Annotated in this window: 18 protein-coding genes; 15 read left to right on the top strand and 3 right to left on the bottom strand. The window is 75.0% G+C overall.

Features of this window, described 5'->3' with window-relative positions; translation table 11 throughout:
* The first annotated feature begins 105 nt into the window (after nucleotides 1-105).
* From IPM45_10020 to IPM45_10010, 3 genes are read left to right on the top strand one after another with little or no spacing between them, the layout of a single operon-like run.
* Entirely contained in the window at nucleotides 106-1,056 is a 951-nt protein-coding gene (locus IPM45_10020) for a hypothetical protein (protein MBK9179884.1), read from the top strand.
* Between the two features lie 13 nt (nucleotides 1,057-1,069).
* A complete protein-coding gene (locus IPM45_10015; protein MBK9179883.1) occupies nucleotides 1,070-1,750 on the top strand; it encodes a response regulator transcription factor in 681 nt (226 codons plus the stop codon).
* Nucleotides 1,743-2,678 carry a Rieske 2Fe-2S domain-containing protein gene (locus IPM45_10010; protein MBK9179882.1) on the top strand — a complete coding sequence of 312 codons (936 nt, stop codon included), beginning with the start codon at nucleotides 1,743-1,745 and terminating at the stop codon, nucleotides 2,676-2,678. The genes IPM45_10015 and IPM45_10010 overlap by 8 nt, the downstream gene beginning before the upstream one ends.
* Before the next feature lie 27 nt (nucleotides 2,679-2,705).
* On the opposite strand, the gene IPM45_10005 is transcribed toward IPM45_10010, so the two are convergent.
* The gene (locus IPM45_10005) at nucleotides 2,706-4,337 is read right to left on the bottom strand and encodes an FAD-dependent oxidoreductase (GenBank protein ID MBK9179881.1); all 1,632 of its coding nucleotides are present in this window, start codon (nucleotides 4,335-4,337) and stop codon (nucleotides 2,706-2,708) included.
* Nucleotides 4,274-5,083 carry a class I SAM-dependent methyltransferase gene (locus IPM45_10000; GenBank protein MBK9179880.1) on the bottom strand — a complete coding sequence of 270 codons (810 nt, stop codon included), beginning with the start codon at nucleotides 5,081-5,083 and terminating at the stop codon, nucleotides 4,274-4,276. Before IPM45_10000 ends, IPM45_10005 begins: the two co-directional genes overlap by 64 nt.
* Between IPM45_10000 and IPM45_09995 the strand changes: the two genes are divergently transcribed.
* From IPM45_09995 to IPM45_09940, 12 genes are all read left to right on the top strand, one after another.
* Nucleotides 5,082-6,299 carry an aminotransferase class V-fold PLP-dependent enzyme gene (locus IPM45_09995; protein MBK9179879.1) on the top strand — a complete coding sequence of 406 codons (1,218 nt, stop codon included), beginning with the start codon at nucleotides 5,082-5,084 and terminating at the stop codon, nucleotides 6,297-6,299. The two genes, IPM45_10000 and IPM45_09995, sit on opposite strands and share 2 nt — an antisense overlap.
* A gap of 34 nt (nucleotides 6,300-6,333) precedes the next feature.
* Nucleotides 6,334-7,455, top strand: a complete 1,122-nt coding sequence (locus IPM45_09990) for a hypothetical protein (GenBank protein MBK9179878.1) — start codon at nucleotides 6,334-6,336, stop codon at nucleotides 7,453-7,455.
* A 156-nt stretch (nucleotides 7,456-7,611) separates the two neighbouring features.
* Nucleotides 7,612-9,672, top strand: a complete 2,061-nt coding sequence (locus IPM45_09985; GenBank protein MBK9179877.1) for an ATP-binding cassette domain-containing protein — start codon at nucleotides 7,612-7,614, stop codon at nucleotides 9,670-9,672.
* Complete coding sequence (locus tag IPM45_09980; protein ID MBK9179876.1) at nucleotides 9,662-10,555, top strand: carbohydrate ABC transporter permease; 894 nt, start codon at nucleotides 9,662-9,664, stop codon at nucleotides 10,553-10,555. Before IPM45_09985 ends, IPM45_09980 begins: the two co-directional genes overlap by 11 nt.
* 12 nt (nucleotides 10,556-10,567) lie before the next feature.
* Entirely contained in the window at nucleotides 10,568-12,001 is a 1,434-nt protein-coding gene (locus IPM45_09975) for an ABC transporter substrate-binding protein (GenBank protein ID MBK9179875.1), read from the top strand.
* A gap of 2 nt (nucleotides 12,002-12,003) precedes the next feature.
* Nucleotides 12,004-13,806: an acetate--CoA ligase gene (gene acsA / locus IPM45_09970; GenBank protein MBK9179874.1), complete on the top strand. Its 1,803-nt coding sequence runs from the start codon at nucleotides 12,004-12,006 to the stop codon at nucleotides 13,804-13,806.
* 41 nt (nucleotides 13,807-13,847) lie between these two features.
* The gene (gene pdhA, locus IPM45_09965) at nucleotides 13,848-14,828 is read left to right on the top strand and encodes a pyruvate dehydrogenase (acetyl-transferring) E1 component subunit alpha (GenBank protein ID MBK9179873.1); all 981 of its coding nucleotides are present in this window, start codon (nucleotides 13,848-13,850) and stop codon (nucleotides 14,826-14,828) included.
* A 5-nt stretch (nucleotides 14,829-14,833) separates the two neighbouring features.
* On the top strand, nucleotides 14,834-15,823 hold the full coding sequence (locus IPM45_09960) for an alpha-ketoacid dehydrogenase subunit beta (protein ID MBK9179872.1): 990 nt from the start codon (nucleotides 14,834-14,836) through the stop codon (nucleotides 15,821-15,823).
* On the top strand, nucleotides 15,816-17,258 hold the full coding sequence (locus IPM45_09955) for a 2-oxo acid dehydrogenase subunit E2 (GenBank protein ID MBK9179871.1): 1,443 nt from the start codon (nucleotides 15,816-15,818) through the stop codon (nucleotides 17,256-17,258). The genes IPM45_09960 and IPM45_09955 overlap by 8 nt, the downstream gene beginning before the upstream one ends.
* A gap of 14 nt (nucleotides 17,259-17,272) precedes the next feature.
* Nucleotides 17,273-17,527, top strand: a complete 255-nt coding sequence (locus tag IPM45_09950; GenBank protein MBK9179870.1) for an acyl carrier protein — start codon at nucleotides 17,273-17,275, stop codon at nucleotides 17,525-17,527.
* On the top strand, nucleotides 17,524-18,000 hold the full coding sequence (locus IPM45_09945; GenBank protein ID MBK9179869.1) for a hypothetical protein: 477 nt from the start codon (nucleotides 17,524-17,526) through the stop codon (nucleotides 17,998-18,000). The genes IPM45_09950 and IPM45_09945 overlap by 4 nt, the downstream gene beginning before the upstream one ends.
* 13 nt (nucleotides 18,001-18,013) lie before the next feature.
* Nucleotides 18,014-18,442, top strand: a complete 429-nt coding sequence (locus IPM45_09940; protein ID MBK9179868.1) for an archease — start codon at nucleotides 18,014-18,016, stop codon at nucleotides 18,440-18,442.
* A gap of 31 nt (nucleotides 18,443-18,473) precedes the next feature.
* On the opposite strand, the gene IPM45_09935 is transcribed toward IPM45_09940, so the two are convergent.
* Nucleotides 18,474-19,838: an RtcB family protein gene (locus IPM45_09935; protein MBK9179867.1), complete on the bottom strand. Its 1,365-nt coding sequence runs from the start codon at nucleotides 19,836-19,838 to the stop codon at nucleotides 18,474-18,476.
* Nucleotides 19,839-19,937 lie beyond the last annotated feature (99 nt).

Genomic DNA, 19,937 nt, shown 5'->3' with positions numbered 1-19,937 from the left:
TCCTGATCGCTGTCGCTCCTCCCGCCAAGACGCACGCTCACCCGGCCGGCCTGGTGCACGTGCACCAGGCCGAGGTGGGACTTTGGTCCCGGCCCGGGACCGGTGGTGAGTCGCCCCCGCGCGGGCTCGACCCTCGGCGTCGCGCTCGTCTGCGGCGCGGTGGCCATGGTGTGGATCCTCGGGTCCGACCTGGTCGAGCGGCGGGTGCCCGACGCGACCCAGGCGTTCCAGGCCCTCGGGTTCGCCGTGGTCACCTCGGTCGCCCTGTACGTGCTGCTCTGGCGGCGCGATCGACGGCTGGCGGCGGCGCGGGCCGAGGAGCGCCGCCTGCTGGGCCGGCTCGTCACGGCCGAGGACGATGCCGCCCGGCGGGTCGCGGCCGATCTGCACGACGGGCCCGTGCAGGAGCTGGTCGCCATCGGGCTGCGGCTCGGCATGCTGCGGCGGCGCTGCCAGGTGGAGGAGGAGCGGCGGGCCCTGGCCGCGGTGGAGGAGGCGGTGCAGGCGACGGTGGCGAGCCTGCGCACGCTGGTGTTCGCGCTGTCCCCTCCCGCGCTGGAGCGGGGCGGTCTGGGCGCCGCGGTGCTGGAGGCGGCAGAGGCGATCTGCGCGGGCTCCGAGACCGTGGTGGTCGTGACCGAGGATCGGCTGGGCGAGCTGCCCGAGGAGACCGCGACCGCCGCCTACCGGATCGTCCGGGAGGCGCTGCGCAACGCCATGGCCCACGCCCGGGCCGAGCGGGTCTCGGTGCGGCTCGAGGGCTGGCCGAACGGGGTGCACGTGCTCGTCAGCGACGACGGTGTGGGCCTCGGCGAGGCGGGTCCGCCGGGGCCGGGCCAGGGCCAGGGGGCGCCCGGTCACCTCGGCCTGAGCAGCATGCGTGAGCGCGCGGCCATGGTCGGCGGCTGGTGCCACATCGGCGCCCGACGAGGAGGCGGGACCGAGGTCGAGGCGTGGATCCCGGCCTCCGGGGCCGAGCTGGCCGGCCCGGGGATCGAGGACGGCGGGGCCGGCGCGCCGGCGGCGCCGGCCCGGTCCGGGGACGGCGAGGCGTAAGGTTTCCATCACGATGGCGGGCGTGCAGGACGGGCGGATCTCGGTGCTCATCGTGGAGGACCACGCCATGGTGGCCGAGGCCCTCGAGGAGGCGCTCGGGGCGGAGCCGGGCCTGGTGGCCGAGGGCTGGTGCGGCTCCATCGCCGAGCTGGAGGCCCGGCTGGGGCTGTCGTGCCCGGACGTGGTCGTGCTCGACTTCCGGTTGCCCGACGGCGATGCGGGGGACGGCGCGCGGTTGGTCACCCGCCGGTGCCCGAGCGCCCGCGTGCTGGTGCTCAGCGCGTGGTCGGACGACCATGCGCTGGCCCGGGCGGTGGAGGCGGGCTGCGACGGCTACGTGCTGAAGGAGCAGCCGGTCGAGGATCTGGTGGCGGCCATCCGCCGGGTCCACGACGGCGAGGCGGTGTTCGCCCCGCAGCTGCTGCCTCGCGTGCTGGCACTGCTGTCGGGCCGCCGCCGCACCGTGGGCAACGACCTCACGCCCCGCGAGGTCGACGTGCTGACCTCGCTGGCCATGGGCGCCACCACCGACAGCATCGCCGACGAGCTCGGTCTGAGTGTGAACACGGTGCGGAACCACGTGCAGAGCGTGCTCACCAAGCTCGGCGCCCACTCGCGCCTGGAGGCCGTCGCCATCGGGCTCCGGGCTGGTCTGGTGCCGGCCGGCGGCCGCGCTCGCGAGCCCGGTGCCTGAGACCCCGCCCAGCGGGAGGAGCGCGGCGGGCCGCGAGCCCGACTGGCTGGCGGCCCGGCCGGCACGGATCGAGCGGGCGCTGGCCGCGGCCCTCGCCCGGCCCACCGGCGGCTGGTTCGTGCTGGGCTCGGTGCGCGACATCGTCCGCCGGGCCGCCGGGTACCAGGTCGCGGGGCGCCAGCTGGTGGCGTGGCGGGGCCCCGACGGCGCGCTGCTCGTGGCCCCCGACCGCTGCCCGCACCTCGGCGCCGCCCTGCGCGACGGCGCGGTGCGCGGCGGGCGGCTGGTGTGTCGCTGGCACGGGCTGGCCCTCGGCCCCGAGGGTCACGGCCCCTGGGGCTGCCTGCCGGCCCACGACGACGGGGTGCTCACCTGGGTCCGCCTCGACGACGAGGGGGGCGAGGGCGACCACCTGACCGAGCGGCCCGTGCACCTGCCCCGCCCGGAGCACCGGGTCGACGCGGTGATGCGGATGGAGGCTCGGTGCGAGCCCCGCGACGTGCTGGCCAACCGGCTCGACCCGTGGCACGGGGCCCACTTCCACCCGGCGGCCTTCGCCGACCTGGTGGTCCACGAGGCCACCGACGACCGGCTGCTGCTCGACGTGACGTACCGGTTGGTGGGGCGGCTGGGCGTGCGGGTCACGGCCGAGTTCACCTGCCCCGAGGCCCGCACGATCGTCATGCGCATCGTCGACGGCGAGGGGGCGGGGTCGCTGGTGGAGACCCACGCGGTGCCCGTCGGGCCGGCCAGGACCGCCATCGTCGAGGCCACCATCGCCACCAGCGACCGACCCGGGTTCGCCAACGCCGTCCGGGGGGCCCGGGTCCTCCGGGGAGCCATGGTCTGGGCGGCCCGGCGGCTGTGGGTGGACGATGCCGCCTACGCCGAGCGACTGTACGCCCTGCGCGCCGGCGAGGTGCGCTAGCGCCCCGAGGCCCCGAGGCCGGCGGGCCTACGGGCGCCGGCGGGCGAGGCTCGCGAGCCGCCGCTTGGCGTCGGCCACCCAGCCGAGGGGCGGTACCGACCACACCGGTTCCGGGGCCACACCCCAGCGGGCGAGCAGCTGGTTGGCGGCCAGGAACCCGGTGGTGGCGGCCCGCTCCATGAGGGCGGTGGGGAACGGGACCCGCACCAGGTCGCCGGCGAGCACCACCGAGGGATCGGGCGTGGCCACCACCGGGCGGCGAGCGCCCGAGCCGGGTGGGAACCCGGGGCAGTCGGCGTGCTGCAGGTACCGCTCGTCGAGGATCGTGGCCCCGGCCGTCTCCGGCCACACCTCGTGCAGCCGCCCCGCCAGCTCGGCACGGACGTCGGCGGGATCGCGCCGGTCCGCCGGCAGGCCGTAGGCGTGCACCTCCACCACGCTGCCGCCGTGGCGGAGGGCCCACCGGCGGCTCTCGCCCTCGAACAGGTGGAACGCGCAGAGGTTGTCGACGATGCCCAGACCGGTCGTTCCCACGAAGGGCGGCCGGCCTGCGTCGAGGGGCCGGTCGAGCCACGCTCGCCACACTGCGAACGGCGGAGCGGTGTGGAGCGCGGCCACGTCGGCGCGCCACCCTGCGTCCCCGAGGTCCGGCGAGGCGTCCACGACCTGCTGCAGCCCCTCCACGGTGAGCGCCAGCACGACCGCGTCCGCCTCGACCACGCCACCCGCGGCCTGCACGGCCCACCCGCCGCCGGGCCGGGCCTCGAGCGCCTCCACGCCGGCCTCGCAGCGCACCTCCGTGCCGTGGGCACGAAGGTGCCGGGTGAGCGGTGCCCACACCGCGTCGGCGAAGGGCTCGTCGAGCACGTCGAACAGCACGCCCTCGCTCGACCCGAGGAAGTACAGGTGGAACATGGCGAGCAGTTCGGCCGCGGAGAGGTCGGCGGGCTCGTTGAAGAACGAGCGGGCGAACACCTCGAAGAGCATGCGCCGAGCCGTCGCCGGGAACCCGAGCGAGTCGAGGTAGTCGGCGGCGCTGCGGTCGTCGAGCTCCGCGTACGTGCGGACCGGGTCGAACTCGAACATCTCCCGGGCCGCCTCGGGGTCGAGCGCAGGGAGGTCGCGCCACCCCATGGAGGTGGTGCGGGCGACGAGGGCCAGCAGGTTGAACGGTGGCCGGCCGGGCAGGCCGGCGAACGACTCGGTGACACCGCCCGGCCCGACCAGCGGGTAGTCGGCGATGGGGCGGAGGAGCCGCAGCTGCGGGTCGGCCCGCCGGAGCAGGGCCCGGAGGTTGTAGTACTGGCGGAAGAAGGCGTGGAAGCCCCGACCCAGCTCGACGGTCTCACCGGTGGCCACGCGGATCGGCCACGACGAGAGCCGCCCCCCGAGCACGGGTGCCCGCTCCAGCACCGTCACCGCTGCGCCGCGCTCGGCCAGCACGGCGGCGGCGGCCACCCCGGCGATGCCCCCGCCCGCCACCACGACCCGCTGCGGCCGGTCGAGGCGGGGGAGCAGACCGGCGTCGGAGCCGCCGTCGACGCGTCGGGCCCGCGGATCCCGCCCCGGGAGGTCCCGTCGCCGGGCCCGCCCGGTCACGAGGCCGCCTGCGGGGCCGGTCGGCGGGCGAGGAAGGAGTGGACGATGCCGCGCTGCCAGCCGCCGACCTCCTCGGTGCGCACCCCGGCGAAGCCGGCCGCCGTGAGGCGCCGCTCGAACGCCCGGACGCCGTCCCACTCGAGCACGCTTCGCCACAGGTACCGGTAGAGCCGCGTGTGGCGCGACGTGACGAGCCCGCCGGGGATGATGATGAGCCACGCCACCGCGGTCCACACGGCCCTGGCCTGGGCCGAGTCGGCCACCGAGTACTCGTGGAAGCACGCCGGGGCGCCGGGCCGGAGCAGCCCGAGGACGGTGCCGAGGCAGCGGTCGGGGTCGGGCACGTTGCGGATGCCGTAGGCCATCAGGACGCCGTCGAACGGCCCCGCGACCCCGGCGGTGGCGGGGTCCATGGCGTCGCCGACCACGAACGACACCCGCTCGGGCCAGTCCTTGGCGCGGGCCTCGGCGACCATGCCGGGGGAGGCGTCGAGCCCCACCACCTCGGCGTCCGGGTACGCGTCGGTGAGCGCGCGCGTCGACAGCCCGGTGCCGCAGCAGAGGTCGAGCAGCCGCAGCCCGCCTCCCGGCCGGGGCAGGCCGAGACGGCCGGCGCTCAGGCGCAGGTGGTCGAGGTAGCCCGGGTTCTTCGACGTGAGGAGGTCGTAGCGGTTCGCCACCCGGTCGAAGTCGGACGGCACCTCTCGCTTGCGGTCGGGGCGGACGCGGCTGGGCACCGGCCGATGGTGGCACGGACGAGCGGCTCCACCGCAACCGCGTCCGGATCGGGCCGATACTGGGGCCATGGCGACTGGACGCCCCATCGACGTCGAGCAGGTGCGCGCCGACACGCCGTCGTGCCGGGACTATGTGCACCTCAACCACGCGGGGGCGTCGCCGTCGCCGTCGCCGGTGCTCGACGCGGTGATCGACCACCTGCGGCTCGAGGCCCGGCTCGGGGGCTACGAGGCCGCCGCCGTCGCCGCCGAGCGGGTCGAGCGGGCGCCGGCGGCGGTGGCCGCGCTCATCGGGTGCACGCCTGGCGAGGTGGCCTTCGCCACCAGCGCCACCCAGGCCTGGGACGCCGCCTTCTGGGGGCTCGTACACGCCGGGTGGTTCCGCGCAGGAGACCGCATCCTCACCGACCGGATCGCCTACGTCAGCACCTACCTGGCCATGCTGCAGGCCGCCCGCCAGCTCGACCTGCACGTCGAGGTCGTGGCGAGCGAACCGAGCGGGCAGCTGTCGGTCGCCGACCTCCAGCAGCGGCTCGACGGGCGGGTGCGCCTCGTCGCCCTGACCCACGTGGGCACCCACCGGGGCCTGGTGAACCCGGTGGTCGAGGCCGGCGCCGTGCTCCGGGGCTCGGGCATCCCGTTCTTCCTCGACGCCTGCCAGTCGGCCGGCCAGCTGCCGCTCGACGTGGACACCATCGGGTGCGACGTGCTCGCGGCCACTGGCCGCAAGTTCCTGCGAGGGCCGCGGGGGACGGGCTTCCTCTACGTCCGCGATGCGCTGGCGGAGCGTCTCGACCCACCCGGTGTCGACGCCCGCTCCGCGGAGTGGGTGGACGGCTCTCGTTTCGAGCTGCGTGGCGGGGCCCGGCGGTTCGAGGCGTACGAGACCTCGTACGCGGCCAAGGTGGGCTTCGGGGTGGCCGTCGACTACGCCGTGTCGCTCGGGCTGGACTCGATCGCGGAGCGGGTGGGTGGCCTGGCCGAGGGGCTGCGCGCCCGGCTCGGGTCGATCGAGGGGGTGGCCGTGCACGACGGTGGGCGGCGGCGCTGCGGCATCGTGTCCTTCACCGTGGCCGGCGTGGAGCCGAGCGAGGTGCAGGCCGCGCTCGCCGCCGAGCGCATCCACGTCAGCACCGGCTGGCCGGCGGCTGCCCGCCTCGACATGGGCGCCCAGGGGCTCGACTCGATCGTGCGGGCATCGCCCCACTACCTGAACACCCTCGACGAGCTCGAGCAGCTCGGCGCCGCGGTCGAACGGCTTGCCACCGACCCGGCCGGCCGATAGCGCACAGCCACCCCAGCTCGGCGAGCATGGACCGGTGGTCCCGCCCTTCGTCGAGCACCTGCCGACCGACCTGGCCACCGGGCGCTTCCCGGCGGGGCCGCTGGCGCTCGCGGAGGTGCGCTACTGGCGGGCGGGTGACGGGCGGCTCCACGGCAACGCCTTCTGCCCCCGGTTCCGGGCCGACCCCGCCGGCGAGGAACGGGTGATCCTCGCCGCGGCCGACCCCTTCGACTTCTGCGCCCGCTGCTGTGATCGGCTGCCCGAACCGGGACCACCCTCGTACGCGGCCCTCCAGTCGTACGTCGATCTCGCACGCGGCGTGGCCGCCGATGCCGACGAGCTCCAGGCGCTGGTCTCGGGGGCCGACCCTCCGGCCGCCGACCGGGCCCGCCCGCTGCCGCTGGGCGAGTGGGGCCGGCTGGCGGTGCTCTCGGCGCGGGTGGTGAGCCTGGCCCGGCGCACGCCGCGGCTTCCCGAGCCGCTGCGCTCGTGGGGCCTGGCGCTCGTCGCCCGGGCCGAGGGAGAGGTGGCCCTGCGGCGCGTCGCGCTGCTGGCCGCGGCCCGGCGGGCCGAGCGCCTCGACGGCCTGACGGCCGCGCTGGCGGCCGGTGCCGCGGCCGTCCAGCCCGGTGCCCGCCGGTGGCGGGGGAGGGTGCGGCCGGAGGCGGCCGCGGGCTGGCTGGACGCCGTCGGGGCGCGCCTGCGGGCACCGGGCGAGGCCACGTCGGAGCTGGCCGAACGGCTCCGGCCGGCCGAGGCCGCGCTGGTGCGGCGGCGCGCGCCGGCGTGGGAGCAGCGCCTGGCCCGGGTGGCGGCCACGGCTGGCGTCGACGACCGCCGGGTCGTCGCCTGCCGGCTCGATCCCGCGGCCGGCTCGGCCGGCGGGGCGACCCTCGTGGTGCAGGCCACGCTGGCCCGCTGGGGCGTGCCCGTGCCCGTCGACCGGCCCTCCCGCTTCGCGGTGGTGCCGGTGCTCGCGACCGCGTGGGCGCGCTCGGCCGACCGGGCCGGGTGGCTCGTCGACCTCGGCCCCGCCGGGCCGGGCGACGGCCCTGCCACCCTGGTGGAAGCAGCCTCCCTGTGGGCGCCCGGCGCCGGTCCCTCCGGGGCGAGCGCCGCGCTCGGCCTCGCACGCGCCCACGCCGCCGCCGGCTGACCACCGGCCCGGGCCGGGTCGACGCGACAGGGTGTCGGGGTCAGCCCGGCCCGCTCGGGTCTTTCGGCCCTTCTCGACCCTGGCGGGGGCCGCTCCAATGGGGGCACGGCCGAGTGCATGCCGGCGCGCTCCGCCGGTGCACGGTCGAGAGGTGGCATGGGCCGGGTCCTTCTCCAGGGCGTCAGCAAGCGCTTCGGCGACACGGTCGCCGCAGCCGACGTGTCCCTCGACATCGCCGACGGCGAGTTCCTGGTGCTGCTGGGCCCCTCCGGGTGCGGCAAGTCGACCGTGCTGCGCATGATCGCCGGGCTGGAGGAGCCCACCAGCGGCACGATCGCGATCGGCGACCGGGTCGTGAACGACGTCGACCCGAAGGACCGCGACGTCGCCATGGTGTTCCAGACGTACGCGCTGTACCCGCACCTCACCGTGCGCGGCAACGTCGGCATGGCGCTCAAGACCCGGCACCTCACGAGCGCCGAGCGCGAGCATCGGGTGCGGGAGTCGCTGGAGGCGCTCGACCTCGACGAGCTGGCCGACCGCAAGCCCGGCGCGCTGTCCGGTGGCCAGCGGCAGCGGGTCGCGCTGGCCCGGGCCCTCGTGCGCCAGCCGGCGGTGTACCTGATGGACGAGCCGCTCTCGAACCTCGACGCCAAGCTGCGGATCGAGACCCGCGCCGAGCTGCTCGAGCTGCACCAGCGGCTGGCCGCCACGATCGTGTACGTCACCCACGACCAGGTGGAGGCCATGACCCTGGGGTCGCGGGTGGCGATCCTCGAGGGCGGCGCCCTCCAGCAGGTGGGGGCGGCCCAGGAGGTGTACGAGCGCCCCGCCAACCTGTTCGTCGCCCGGTTCATCGGGTCGCCCCCCATGAACACCGTGGCCGGCCGCGTCGTGTCCCTCGACGGGGGCCTGGCCCTGGCCGTCCCCGGCGGCACGGTGCCCCTCCCCGAGGCGCACGCGGCGGTGGTGCAGGCGGCCGGTCTCGACGCGGCGGTGCTGGGCGTGCGCCCCGAGCACCTCGCGGTGGGTGACGGGCCGCTGCCGGCCACGGTGCTCCACGTCGAGGACCTCGGCAGCGAGCAGCACCTGCTGTGCCGGCTCGACGACGGGTCGGCGACCGTCGTGCGGATGGCTGCCGCCGCGACCGTGCCGGCTGTGGGCGAGCGGGTCTCGCTCACCGCCGACCCCGCGCACGTCCACCTGTTCGACCCGGTCACCACCCGGCGCCTCGAGGTGCCGGCAGCCGTGCCGGCGGCCGTCGCCGCCGCCGTCGTGGCCGAAGCCGAGGCGCCGGTGCTGCTCCCGCCGAGCGTGCCCCGGGCCCGGCGGGTGGGCCGGCGGGCCCGGGAGGCGCTGCTCGGCTACGCCCTGCTCGTGCCGTCGATGCTGGTCTTCGGCGTGTTCGTGTTCTACCCGTTCGCCAAGACGGTGCAGCTCAGCTTCACCAAGAGCGATCCGTTCCGAGCCGGCGTCTCGACCTGGGTGGGGATCGACCAGTACCGCGACGTGCTCTCGTCGGCCGACTTCCAGAACAGCCTGAAGGTGACGGTGCTGTTCGCGCTGCTCACCGTGCCGGTCGGGCTGGCGGCCGGCCTGGGGCTGGCGGTGATGGCCAACCAGCACCTCCGGGGCATCGGCGCGTTCCGCACCATCTTCTCCAGCACGGTGGCCACGTCGGTGGCGGTGGCGTCGCTGATGTTCCTCACCCTGCTCAACCCGCAGATCGGCATGGTGAACTACCTCCTCGGCCGCACCGGCGCCAACGCCATCGACCCGCTCAACGACCCGCAGTGGGCACTGGTGGCGGTGGCCGCGGTGACGGTGTGGCAGAACCTGGGGGTCACGTTCATCCTGATGCTGGCCGGCCTCCAGGCCATCCCCGAGGAGCTCTACGAGGCGGCCGACGTCGACGGCGCCGGTGGATGGTCGCGGTTCGTGAACGTGACGGTGCCGATGGTGTCGCCCACGCTGCTGTTCGCCTTCGTGGTGCTGTCGATCAACGCCTTCCAGAGCTTCGGGCAGATCGACCTGCTCACCCAGGGCGGGCCGCTGGGGCGCACCGACGTGATCGTGTACTCCATCTACACGACCGCCTTCAAGGATCTGAACGACGCCCGGGCCGCCGTGCTGGCGGTCGTGCTCTTCTCGTTCGTGCTCGTCCTGACGATGGTGCAGCTGCGGATGCTGGAGAGGCGGGTGCACTATGGCCGCTGACGTCGTCACCGCAGAGCCGTCGGTACCCGCCCCGGCTGCGGCCGACCCCGCGGCCCGCCGCTCGACGGCCGCCACGGTGCGGCTGGTGCTGCGCTACGCGGTGCTGGTGGCGTCGGCGGTGGTGATCCTGTTCCCCGTCTACGTGACGGTCCTCAACTCGTTCCTGCCCACCGACCTGCTCGTCAGCAGGCCCAGCCTCTTCCCCCGCAGCGTGGTGTTCAACGGCTACCGCGAGGCGTGGAGCCTCGGGCACCTGCAGCGCTACCTGTTCAACAGCTTCGTGCAGGCCGGACTGATCACGGTGGGCGAGATCGTCACCTCGGTGCTCTCCGGCTTCGCCTTCGCCTACCTGCGCTTCCCGCTGAAGCGCACCCTCTTCGTCGTCTTCCTGGCCACGCTGATGGTCCCGTTCGAGGTCACCATCATCACCAACGTGGCCACCATCTCCGACCTGGGCTGGACCAACTCGTACCAGGGGCTGGTGGTGCCCTTCCTCGCCACCGCCCTGGGCACCTTCCTGCTGCGCCAGGCCTTCCTGGGCGTGCCCCGCGACCTGGGCGACGCCGCGTCGCTCGACGGGTTCGGGCACCTGCGGTTCATGACGCGGGTGGCGGTCCCCCTGATCCGCCCCGCGATCGCCGCCCTGGCCGTGTTCGCGTTCCTGCTCTCGTGGAACCAGTACCTGTGGCCGCTGCTCATCACCGACCAGGACCGCTACCGCACGGTGCAGATCGGCCTGAAGCAGCTGGCGAGCCAGAACCTCGACAAGCTCAACATGGTGTTCGCCGGCACCGTGATCGCCGCCATCCCGATCTTCATCCTGCTGGTGGCGTTCCAGAAGCAGCTCGTCCGTGGCCTCACCGCCGGCGCGGTGAAGGGCTGAGAGGAGCCCCCGATGTCCGCTCGACGCATGTCCCGCCTGCTGGCCCTCGTGGCCGTCGCCGCCCTGGCGGTGGTCGCCTGCGGCGGCGGTGACGACGACGACACCGCCGGCACCGAGCCCGGCGGAGGAGAAGCCACGGTCGACACCGAGGCCTGCGGGCTGCAGGCCTTCGACGAGGCGACCGGCCCCGTCACCGTCCAGTTCTGGCACGCCGTGCCCAGCGACAACCAGAACGCGCTCACCGCGCTGGTCCAGCGGTTCAACGACTCGCAGGACCGGGTGAGGGTGGAGGCCTCGTACCAGGGCAGCTACCGCGACGCCTTCACCAAGTACCGCACCGCCCTGCGCAGCGGCGCCGACCTGCCCGACCTGGTGCATCTCGAGGAGACCGTGGTGCAGCAGATGATCGACAGCCAGAGCGCGGTGCCCATGCAGGCCTGCGTCGACGCGTCGAGCTACGACCTGTCCGACTACGTGCCCGCGACGATCCAGTACTACACGGTGGAGGACGTGCTCCAGGCGATGCCGTGGAACGTCTCGAACCCGATGCTGATCTTCAACGGGGCCATGTTCACGGCCGCGGGGCTTGACCCCGACGACCCGCCCACCACCCTCGACGAGGTGCGGGCCGCCGCCGAGCAGATCGTGGCCGCGGGGGTGGCCCCGGCCGGGATGGCCCTGCGGATCGAGCCGTTCGTGGTCGAGTTCATGTTCGCCAAGGCCCAGCAGCTGTACGTGAACGAGCAGAACGGCCGGGTTGGCCGGGCCACCGAGTCGGAGTTCGACAGCCCCACCGGGGTGGCGATCTTCACCTGGATCAAGGGGATGATCGACGACGGGCTGGCCATCAGCACCGGCAGCCAGGAGGGCAACCTCGACCACCTGTTCGCCCTGGCCAACGGGAACGTGGCCATGACCATCGACTCGTCGCCCGTCCTCGGCCCCGCCCTCAACATCCTGGGTGCGGGCGGCTTCCCCATGACCCCCGCCGACTTCGGGGTGGGCCAGATCCCCTCGGTGACCGACACCGGCGGGGTGCCGGTGGGCGACGGGTCCCTCTGGCTGGTGCAGGGCGACGACCCGGCCAAGGTGGCCGCCGCGTGGCAGTTCGTGCAGTTCCTCAACGAGCCCGAGAACCAGGCCTACCTGTCGGTGAACACCGGGTACATCCCCATCCGCCAGAGCGCCGTCGAACTCCCCGAGGTCCAGCAGAAGTGGGCCGAGTACCCCGTCTTCGAGGTGCCGTACGACCAGCTGCTCGGCGGCGAGCGCGACGACGCCTCGGCGGGCTCGGTTATCGGCAACTACCAGGGCGTGCGCGACGCCGTCCGCAAGGCGTGGCAAGCGATGCTGAGCGAGGGCCTGTCGCCCGAGGCCGCGGTCGCCCAGGCCGGTGCCGAGGCGACGGCGGCGATCCAGGAGTACAACAGCCGCGTCGGGGGCTGACCGTGCCCTGGGCCACGATCGACAAGCCCGCCTCCCCGGCGGTGCGCCCCAATCTGGTCGACGACGAGGCGGTGCGGCGGCGCTTCCGGTGGGACGAGGCCGCGGCCGAGCTGGACGGGCTGCCCGGCGGGCGGGGCCTCAACATGGCCCACGAGGCCGTCGACCGCCACGCCGCCGGGCCGCTCCGCGACCGGGTGGCCATCCGCTGGCTCGGCAAGCGCGGGGAGCGGGTCGAGCTCACGTACGCCCACCTGGCGGCCCGGTCCAACCGCTTCGCCAACGTGCTGGCCGGGCTCGGGGTCGAGCCCGGCCAGCGCGTGTTCCTGCTCGCCGGCCGGGTGCCCGAGCTGTACATCTCGGTGCTGGGTGCGCTCAAGCACCGGGCGGTCGTGGCGCCGCTGTTCTCGGCCTTCGGGCCCGAGCCCATCGCCACGCGGCTCTCGTTGGGCGACGGGCGGGTGCTCGTGACCACGCCGCTGCTGTACCGGCGCAAGGTGGCGGCCGTGCGCGACCAGCTGCCCGGTCTGCGTCACGTGCTCGTCACCGGCGCGCGCGGCGCGCCCCCGGAGGGGACGGTGGATCTCGACGCCCTGATGGCCGGCGCGTCCGAGGACTACGAGATCGGCCCGACCGACCCCGAGGACATGGCGCTGCTGCACTTCACCAGCGGCACCACCGGCACCCCGAAGGGTGCCGTCCACGTCCACCGGGCGGTGGTGGCCCACTACTGGACCGGGCGCTTCGCCCTCGACCTCCACCCCGACGACGTGTTCTGGTGCACGGCCGATCCGGGCTGGGTGACGGGCATGAGCTACGGGATCGTCTCCCCCCTCACCCACGGCATCACCATGGTGGTGGACGAGGCCGAGTTCGACGCCGACCGCTGGTACTCGATCATCCAGGACGAGCGGGTCACCGTCTGGTACACCGCGCCCACGGCGGTGCGGATGATGATGCGGATCGGCGCCGAGGCCGTGCACGACTACGACACCTCGTCGCTGCGCTTCCTCGCCAGCGTGGGGGAGCCCCTGAACCCGGAGGCGGTGGTCTGGGGCCAGGAGGTGTTCGGGCTCCCCTTCCACGACAACTGGTGGCAGACCGAGACCGGCGGGATCATGATCGCCAACCTGGCGGCCCTCCCGATCCGCCCCGGCTCCATGGGCCGGGCCCTGCCGGGCATCGAGGTGGGCATCCTGCGCTGCGCCGAGGGGGGCGAGCCGGTGCTCGACGCCGACGGCCACGTGCAGGAGGTCGCGCCGGGCGAGGAGGGGATGCTCTCGCTCCGCCCGGGCTGGCCCTCGATGTTCCGCGGGTACCTGCACGACGACCAGCGCTACCAGCGGTGCTTCGTCGACGGCTGGTACCTGTCGGGCGACCTGGCCTGGCGCGACGCCGAGGGCTACGTGTGGTTCGTCGGCCGGGCCGACGACGTCATCAAGTCGGCCGGTCACCTCATCGGGCCGTTCGAGGTGGAGTCGGCGCTCATGGAGCACGACGCCGTCGCCGAGGCGGGGGTGTTCGCCAAGCCCGACCCGGTGGCCGGCAACGTGGTGAAGGCGGTGGTGTCGCTGCGGCCGGGCGTGGAGCCCACCGAGGAGCTGCGCGCCGAGCTGCTCGGCTTCGCCCGCACCCGGCTGGGCGCGGCCGTGGCCCCCCGCGAGATCGACTTCGACCAGCAGCTCCCCAAGACCAAGAGCGGCAAGATCATGCGCCGGGTGCTGCGGGCCCGCGAGCTCGGCCTCCCCGAGGGCGACCTGTCGACGCTCGAGACCGGCGGCGCCGACGCCGAGGAGGGACCGAGGTGAGCGTGATCGACCGGGACCACGCCTGGCACCTGTACCGCCAGATGCTCCGGATCCGGCGGTTCGAGGAGGCCTGCGCCCAGCTGTACACGCAGACGAAGATCCGGGGCTTCCTGCACCTGTACATCGGCGAGGAGGCGGTGGCCGTGGGCGTGCTCGAGGGCCTCCTCCCCGAGGACGCCGTCGTCGCGACGTACCGCGAGCACGGCCACGCGCTCATCCGGGGGGTGCCGGCGACGGCGATCATGGCGGAGATGTACGGCAAGGCCACCGGGTGCAGCGGTGGCCGCGGCGGCTCCATGCACCTGTTCCACGCCCCCACCCGCTTCTACGGCGGCAACGCCATCGTGGCCGGCGGCCTGCCCATCGCGGTGGGGCTGGCCCTGGCCGACGCCATGCAGGGGCGGTCGGTGGTGACCGCGTGCTTCTTCGGCGAGGGCGCCGTGGCCGAGGGCGAGTTCCACGAGTGCATGAACCTGGCCGCCCTGTGGCACCTGCCGGTGCTGTTCTGCTGCGAGAACAACCTCTACGCCATGGGAACGGCCCTCGCCCGCTCGGAGAGCGAGACCAACCTGGCCGTGAAGGCGGCCGCCTACGAGGTGCCGGCCTGGACCGTCGACGGCATGGACGTGCTCGCCGTCGAGGAGGCGGCCCGGCGCGCCATCGACGCCGTGCGCAACGGCGGCGGCCCCCACTTCCTCGAGCTGCGCACGTACCGCTTCCGGGCGCACTCCATGTTCGATCCGGAGCGGTACCGGGCCAAGGACGAGGTCGAGGAGTGGCGCCACCGCGACCCGCTGGAGGTGCTCTGGGCCGTGCTGGAGTCCGAGGGCATCGCCGACGAGGCCGAGCGCGACCGCGCCGAGGAGGCGGCGGCCGCCGAGGTGGCCGAGGCCGTCGCCTTCGCCGAAGCCGCGCCCTGGGAGCCCGTCGAGACGCTCGAGCGGTTCGTGTACAGCGACGAGAGCTCCGTCCACGACGTGCTCGCCTCGTCGCCGCTCGGGCCGGGCGGCAGGCGGAGGTGAGCGGGGTGACGGTGACCTACCGCGAGGCCCTGCGGGACGCGCTGCGCGACGCCCTCGTCCGTGATCCCCGGGTGTTCCTGATGGGCGAGGACGTGGGCCGCTACGGCGGCTGCTTCGCCGTGAGCATGGGGCTCTACGAGGAGTTCGGGCCCGAGCGGGTGCGCGACACCCCGCTGTCCGAGTCGGCCTTCGTGGGGGCCGGCATCGGGGCGGCCCTGGGCGGCCTGCGGCCCATCGTCGAGGTGATGACGGTGAACTTCAGCCTGCTGGCCCTCGACCAGATCCTCAACAACGCGGCCACCCTGCTGCACATGTCGGGCGGCCAGCTGAACGTGCCGCTGGTGATCCGCATGACCACCGGTGGCGGCCGCCAGCTGGCGGCCCAGCACTCGCACAGCCTCGAGGGCTGGTACGCCCACATCCCCGGCCTCCGAGCGGTGGCGCCGGCCACCCTCGAGGACGCCCGCGGGATGCTCTGGACCGCCCTCGAGGACCCCGACCCGGTGCTGCTGTTCGAGCACGGCGGCCTCTACAACCTGGAGGGCGAGCTGGCGCCCGACGCCGGGCCGGTCGACATCGACCGCGCCGCCGTCCGCCGGGCCGGCACCGACCTCACCGTCATCACCTACGGCGGCATGCTGCCGAAGGTGATGGCCGCGGCCGAGCAGCTGGCCGGCGAGAGGATCTCGGCCGAGGTCGTCGACCTCCGCACGCTCCGCCCGCTCGACGACGCCACCTTCGTCGGCTCGGTGACGCGGACCCACCGGGCGCTGGTGGTGGACGAGGGCTGGCGCAGCGTGGGGATGTCGGCCGAGATCGCGGCCCGGGTGACCGAGGGCGCGTTCTACGACCTCGACGCGCCGGTGGAGCGGCTGTGCACCACCGAGGTGCCCCTTCCCCACCCGAAGCACCTCGAGGACGCCGCGATCCCCCAGGTCGACGACGTGGTGGCCGCGGCCCGGGCCCTGGTGCAGGGAGGGCCGGGCGATGGGTGAGTTCCGGATGCCGTCCCTGGGTGCCGACATGGAGAGCGGCACGCTGCTCGAGTGGCGGGTGCAGCCGGGCGACGCCGTGCACAAGGGCGACATCGTCGCCGTGGTCGACACCGACAAGTCGGCGATCGAGGTGGAGATCTTCGAGAGCGGCGTGATCGGCGAGCTGCTCGTGCCCGTGGGCGACAAGGTGCCGGTCGGCACCCTGCTGGCCACCGTGCTGCCGCCGGGCGCGACGCTCGCCACGCCGCCAGCGGCCCCGCCAGCGGCCCCGGCCCCGGCCGAGGTTCCGGCCCCGCGAGCGGCGCCGGCCGAGGTTCCGGCCCCGCCGGCCGCAGCGGTCGCCCGGGCCGCCGCACCGCACGCCAGCCACCTGGTGTCGCCGGTGGTGCGCCACCTGGCCGAGCGCCTCGGCGTGGATCTGGACTCGGTGGCCCCCACCGGTGCCGGCGGCCGCATCACCCGTGCCGACGTGGAGCGGGCCGCCCCCGAGGTCGCGGCCCCACCCCCGGCGCCGGCCCCGGCCCCGGCCCCGGCCCCGGAGCCGTCGCCCGCGGTGGCCGCGGCGCCGGCCCCGGGCCGCCCCCGGAGCTCGCCCTACGCCCGCCGGCTGGCGGCCGAGCGGGGCGTCGACCTGGCCGACGTCGCCGGCTCGGGCCCCGATGGTGCGGTGGTGGCCGGCGACGTCACCGCCGCCCCGTCGGCCGCCGCCCCCGCCCCCGCCCCCGCGGCCCCCGCCCCGGCGGCGCCGGCGGCCAGGACGGGGGCCGATCGGCAGGCCTCCATGCGCAGGGCCATCGCCGCCTCCATGGAGCGGTCCAAGCGTGAGATCCCCCACTACTACGTGGGCCTCGACATCGAGCTGGGTGCCGCCACCGCCTGGCTCGATGCCGCGAACGCCGAGCGGCCGGTGGCCGAGCGGCTCCTGCCGGCCGTGCTGCTGCTCAAGGCGGCCGCCCTGGCGGCTCGGGCCCTGCCCGAGCTGAACGGCTTCTGGGTCGATGGTGGCTTCCGGCCGGCCGACCACGTCCACCTCGGCGTCGCGGTGTCGCTCCGCGGCGGCGGGCTGGTGGCCCCGGCGATCCACGATGCCGACACCCTGGGCCTCGACGAGCTGATGGCCGCGCTGCGGGACCTGGTCGGCCGGGCCCGGGCGGGACGCCTGCGGAGCTCGGAGATGGCCGACCCCACGATCACCGTGACGAACCTGGGCGACCAGGGCGTCACGACCGTGTACGCGGTGATCACCCCGCCCCAGGTCGCCATGGTGGGCTTCGGCCGGGTCGCGGAGCGGCCCTGGGCCGAGGGTGGCATGGTGGGGCCGAGGCCGGTCGTGACGGCCACGCTGGCCGCGGACCACCGGGTGACCGACGGCCTGCGGGGCGCCCGGTTCCTGACCACCATCGACAAGTTGCTGCACGCCCCCGAGGACCTGTGACCGCAGGAGGAGCCATGACCGACCAAGAGCTGCGCGACGTGGTCCTCGCCGCGCTGGGCCGCATCGCTCCCGAGGCAGACCTGGGTTCGCTGGATCCCGACGTCGACCTGGCCGATCAACTCGATCTCGACTCGATGGACACGCTGAACCTGGTGATCGGCATCCACGAGGCGACGGGGATCGAGATCCCCGAGCGCGACTACCCGAAGCTGGCCAGCATCGACGCCGCGGTGGCCTACCTGGCCGCCCGGCCGAGGAGCGCACCATGAGCGACATCCCCCGCGCGGAGCCCACCGAGGCGGTCGTCGAAGCGCGCCGCACTCGTGACGAGGTCCACGAGGCCATGGTCGGCCTGGAGCAGGCCATCGCCGCGCCCGCGGCCGGCAGGGGAGGCGACTGGGCCGCTGACGTCGACGCCCAGCTCGTGGCGCTCCGCCGTGAGCTGGTGGACCACGTCGAGGTCACCGAGGGCCCCGACGGCCTGTTCGCCGAGGTCATCGAGCACGCGCCGCGGCTCAACCACGCCGTCGACCGTCTCCGCACCGACCACGGCACCCTCCTCGACGTGCTCGACGGCGAGCGCAAGCGGCTCGCGGCGCTGGGGGACGACCCCTCCGGTGACGACCTGGGCGCGGCGCGAGAGGGGCTGCTGGGCCTGCTCGCCCTGCTGGCCCGCCACCGCCAGCGTGGCGCCGATCTCGTGTACGAGGCGTACGAGGTCGACGTCGGTCCGGCCGACTGAGCGGGGGCCGACCGTGACCGCCCCGGCCGCCGGCCACCGGGTCGCCCCCCATACCGCCGACGCGATCGTCGAGGCGTGGGGCCCCACCCGCGTGCTGTGCCTCGAGCAGGCCGTGGCCGGCCTGGTGGAGCTGTTCGCCGCCCTGCCCGACGCGGTGGTGACCGAGCCCGTCCCGCTGACGGTCGAGGCCGACCGCGACGAGGAGCTGCTGGTGCTGCTGCTCGAGGAGGTCCTCTACCAGCTCGAGGTGCTGGGCGTGGTGCCGGTGCACGTGGCCCTGGAGGAGACCGAGCGGGGTGGGGTGGCCGGCTACGCCCAGGTCGTGCCCGTCGGCCGGGTGGAGGAGGTGGGGGCCGTCCCCAAGGCGATCTCCCGCCACCAGCTGACCTTCGCCCCGGACGCCGCCGGGGTGTGGCGCGCCTGCGTCACCGTGGACGTGTAGCGCCCACGCCCGACGGGGCGGCAGGGGCCGCTCACCCCTTGACCACGCCGAGCGGGCGGAGGCGGGCGACGGGGCGGCCGAGGCCGGCCTGCTCCACCGTGCGGACGACCTCGTCGACGTCCTTGTACGCGAACGGTGCCTCCTCGGCCAGACCCTTCAGCGAGCCGGGGCGAACCCCGATGCCGGCCGCCTCCAGCTGGGCGAGGAGCTGACGGCCGCTCACCCGACGGGTCGCCTCGTGGCGGCTCATCGTGCGGCCCGCCCCGTGGCACGTGGAGTGGAAGGCCTCACCCGTGGGCGAGCCGGCCAGCAGGTACGAGGCCGTCCCCATCGAGCCCGGCACCAGCACGGGCTGCCCGGTGGCCCGGAGGTCGGCCGGCAGGTCGGGGTGGCCGGGGGGCAGGGCGCGGGTCGCCCCCTTGCGGTGCACGCACAGGTCGAGGTGCCGACCGCCGACCGGGTGGCGCTCCAGCTTGGCCAGGTTGTGCGAGACGTCGTACAGCAGCACCAGGTCGCGCCGGCCGGTCACCGCGGCGAAGGCGTCGCGGGCCGCTTCGGCCAACAGCTGGCGGTTCGCCCGGCCGTAGTTGGCGGAGGCGGCCATGGCGCCCAGGTACGCCCGGCCCTCGGGCGAGTCGACCGGCACGCACGCCAGCTGCTGGTCGGGCACGGTGATGCCGTAGCGGGGCATGGCGTCGAGCATCACCCGGACGTGGTCCGAGCAGACCTGGTGGCCCAGGCCGCGCGAGCCGCTGTGGATCATCACGCACACCTGGCCCAGCGAGATGCCCCAGGCCGATGCGGTGGCCGCGTCGACGACCTGCTCGACGACCTGCACCTCGAGGAAGTGGTTGCCGCTCCCCAGGCTGCCCACCTGGAGCAGGCCGCGCTCGACGGCGCGCCGGCTCACCGACGAGGGATCGGCCCCGGCGAGCAGGCCGCCGTCCTCGCACCGCTCGAGGTCGTGGGGCGTGCCCCGCCCCCGCTCCACCGCCGCCACCGCGCCCCGCTCCAGCACGTCGTCGAGCTCGTCGCGGTCGAGGGACCAGAGGCCGCCGGCGCCGAGGCCCCGCGGGACGGCGCGGCCGAGCGCGTCCAGCAGCGCGGGGAGGTGCGGCCGCAGCTCGCCGGCGACCATCGGGGCCACCAGGAGGCGCACCCCGCAGGAGATGTCGAACCCCACGCCGCCGGGGGACACCACGCCGCCGTCGGCCACGTCCGTGGCGGCGACGCCCCCGATGGGGAAGCCGTAGCCCCAGTGCACGTCGGGCATGGCGTACGACGCCTGCACGATGCCCGGCAGCGTCGCCACGTTCACCACCTGATCGAGCGACCGGTCGGCCAGCAGGTCGGGCAGCAGGGCCTCGGACGCGAACACGATGCCGGGGACCCTCATCGCTCCGGTCCTCTCCAGGCGCCACCGCCACGGCGTCTCGGCCACGGGCGGTGAGGCACGGGGGCGCCGGGGCGGCCGGGCCCGGCCGGGTTCGGTCCT

It is taken from the genome of Acidimicrobiales bacterium (assembly GCA_016716005.1).
GTDB lineage: Bacteria > Actinomycetota > Acidimicrobiia > Acidimicrobiales > JADJXE01 > JADJXE01.
This window is presented reverse-complemented; position numbering and strand designations above follow the sequence as displayed.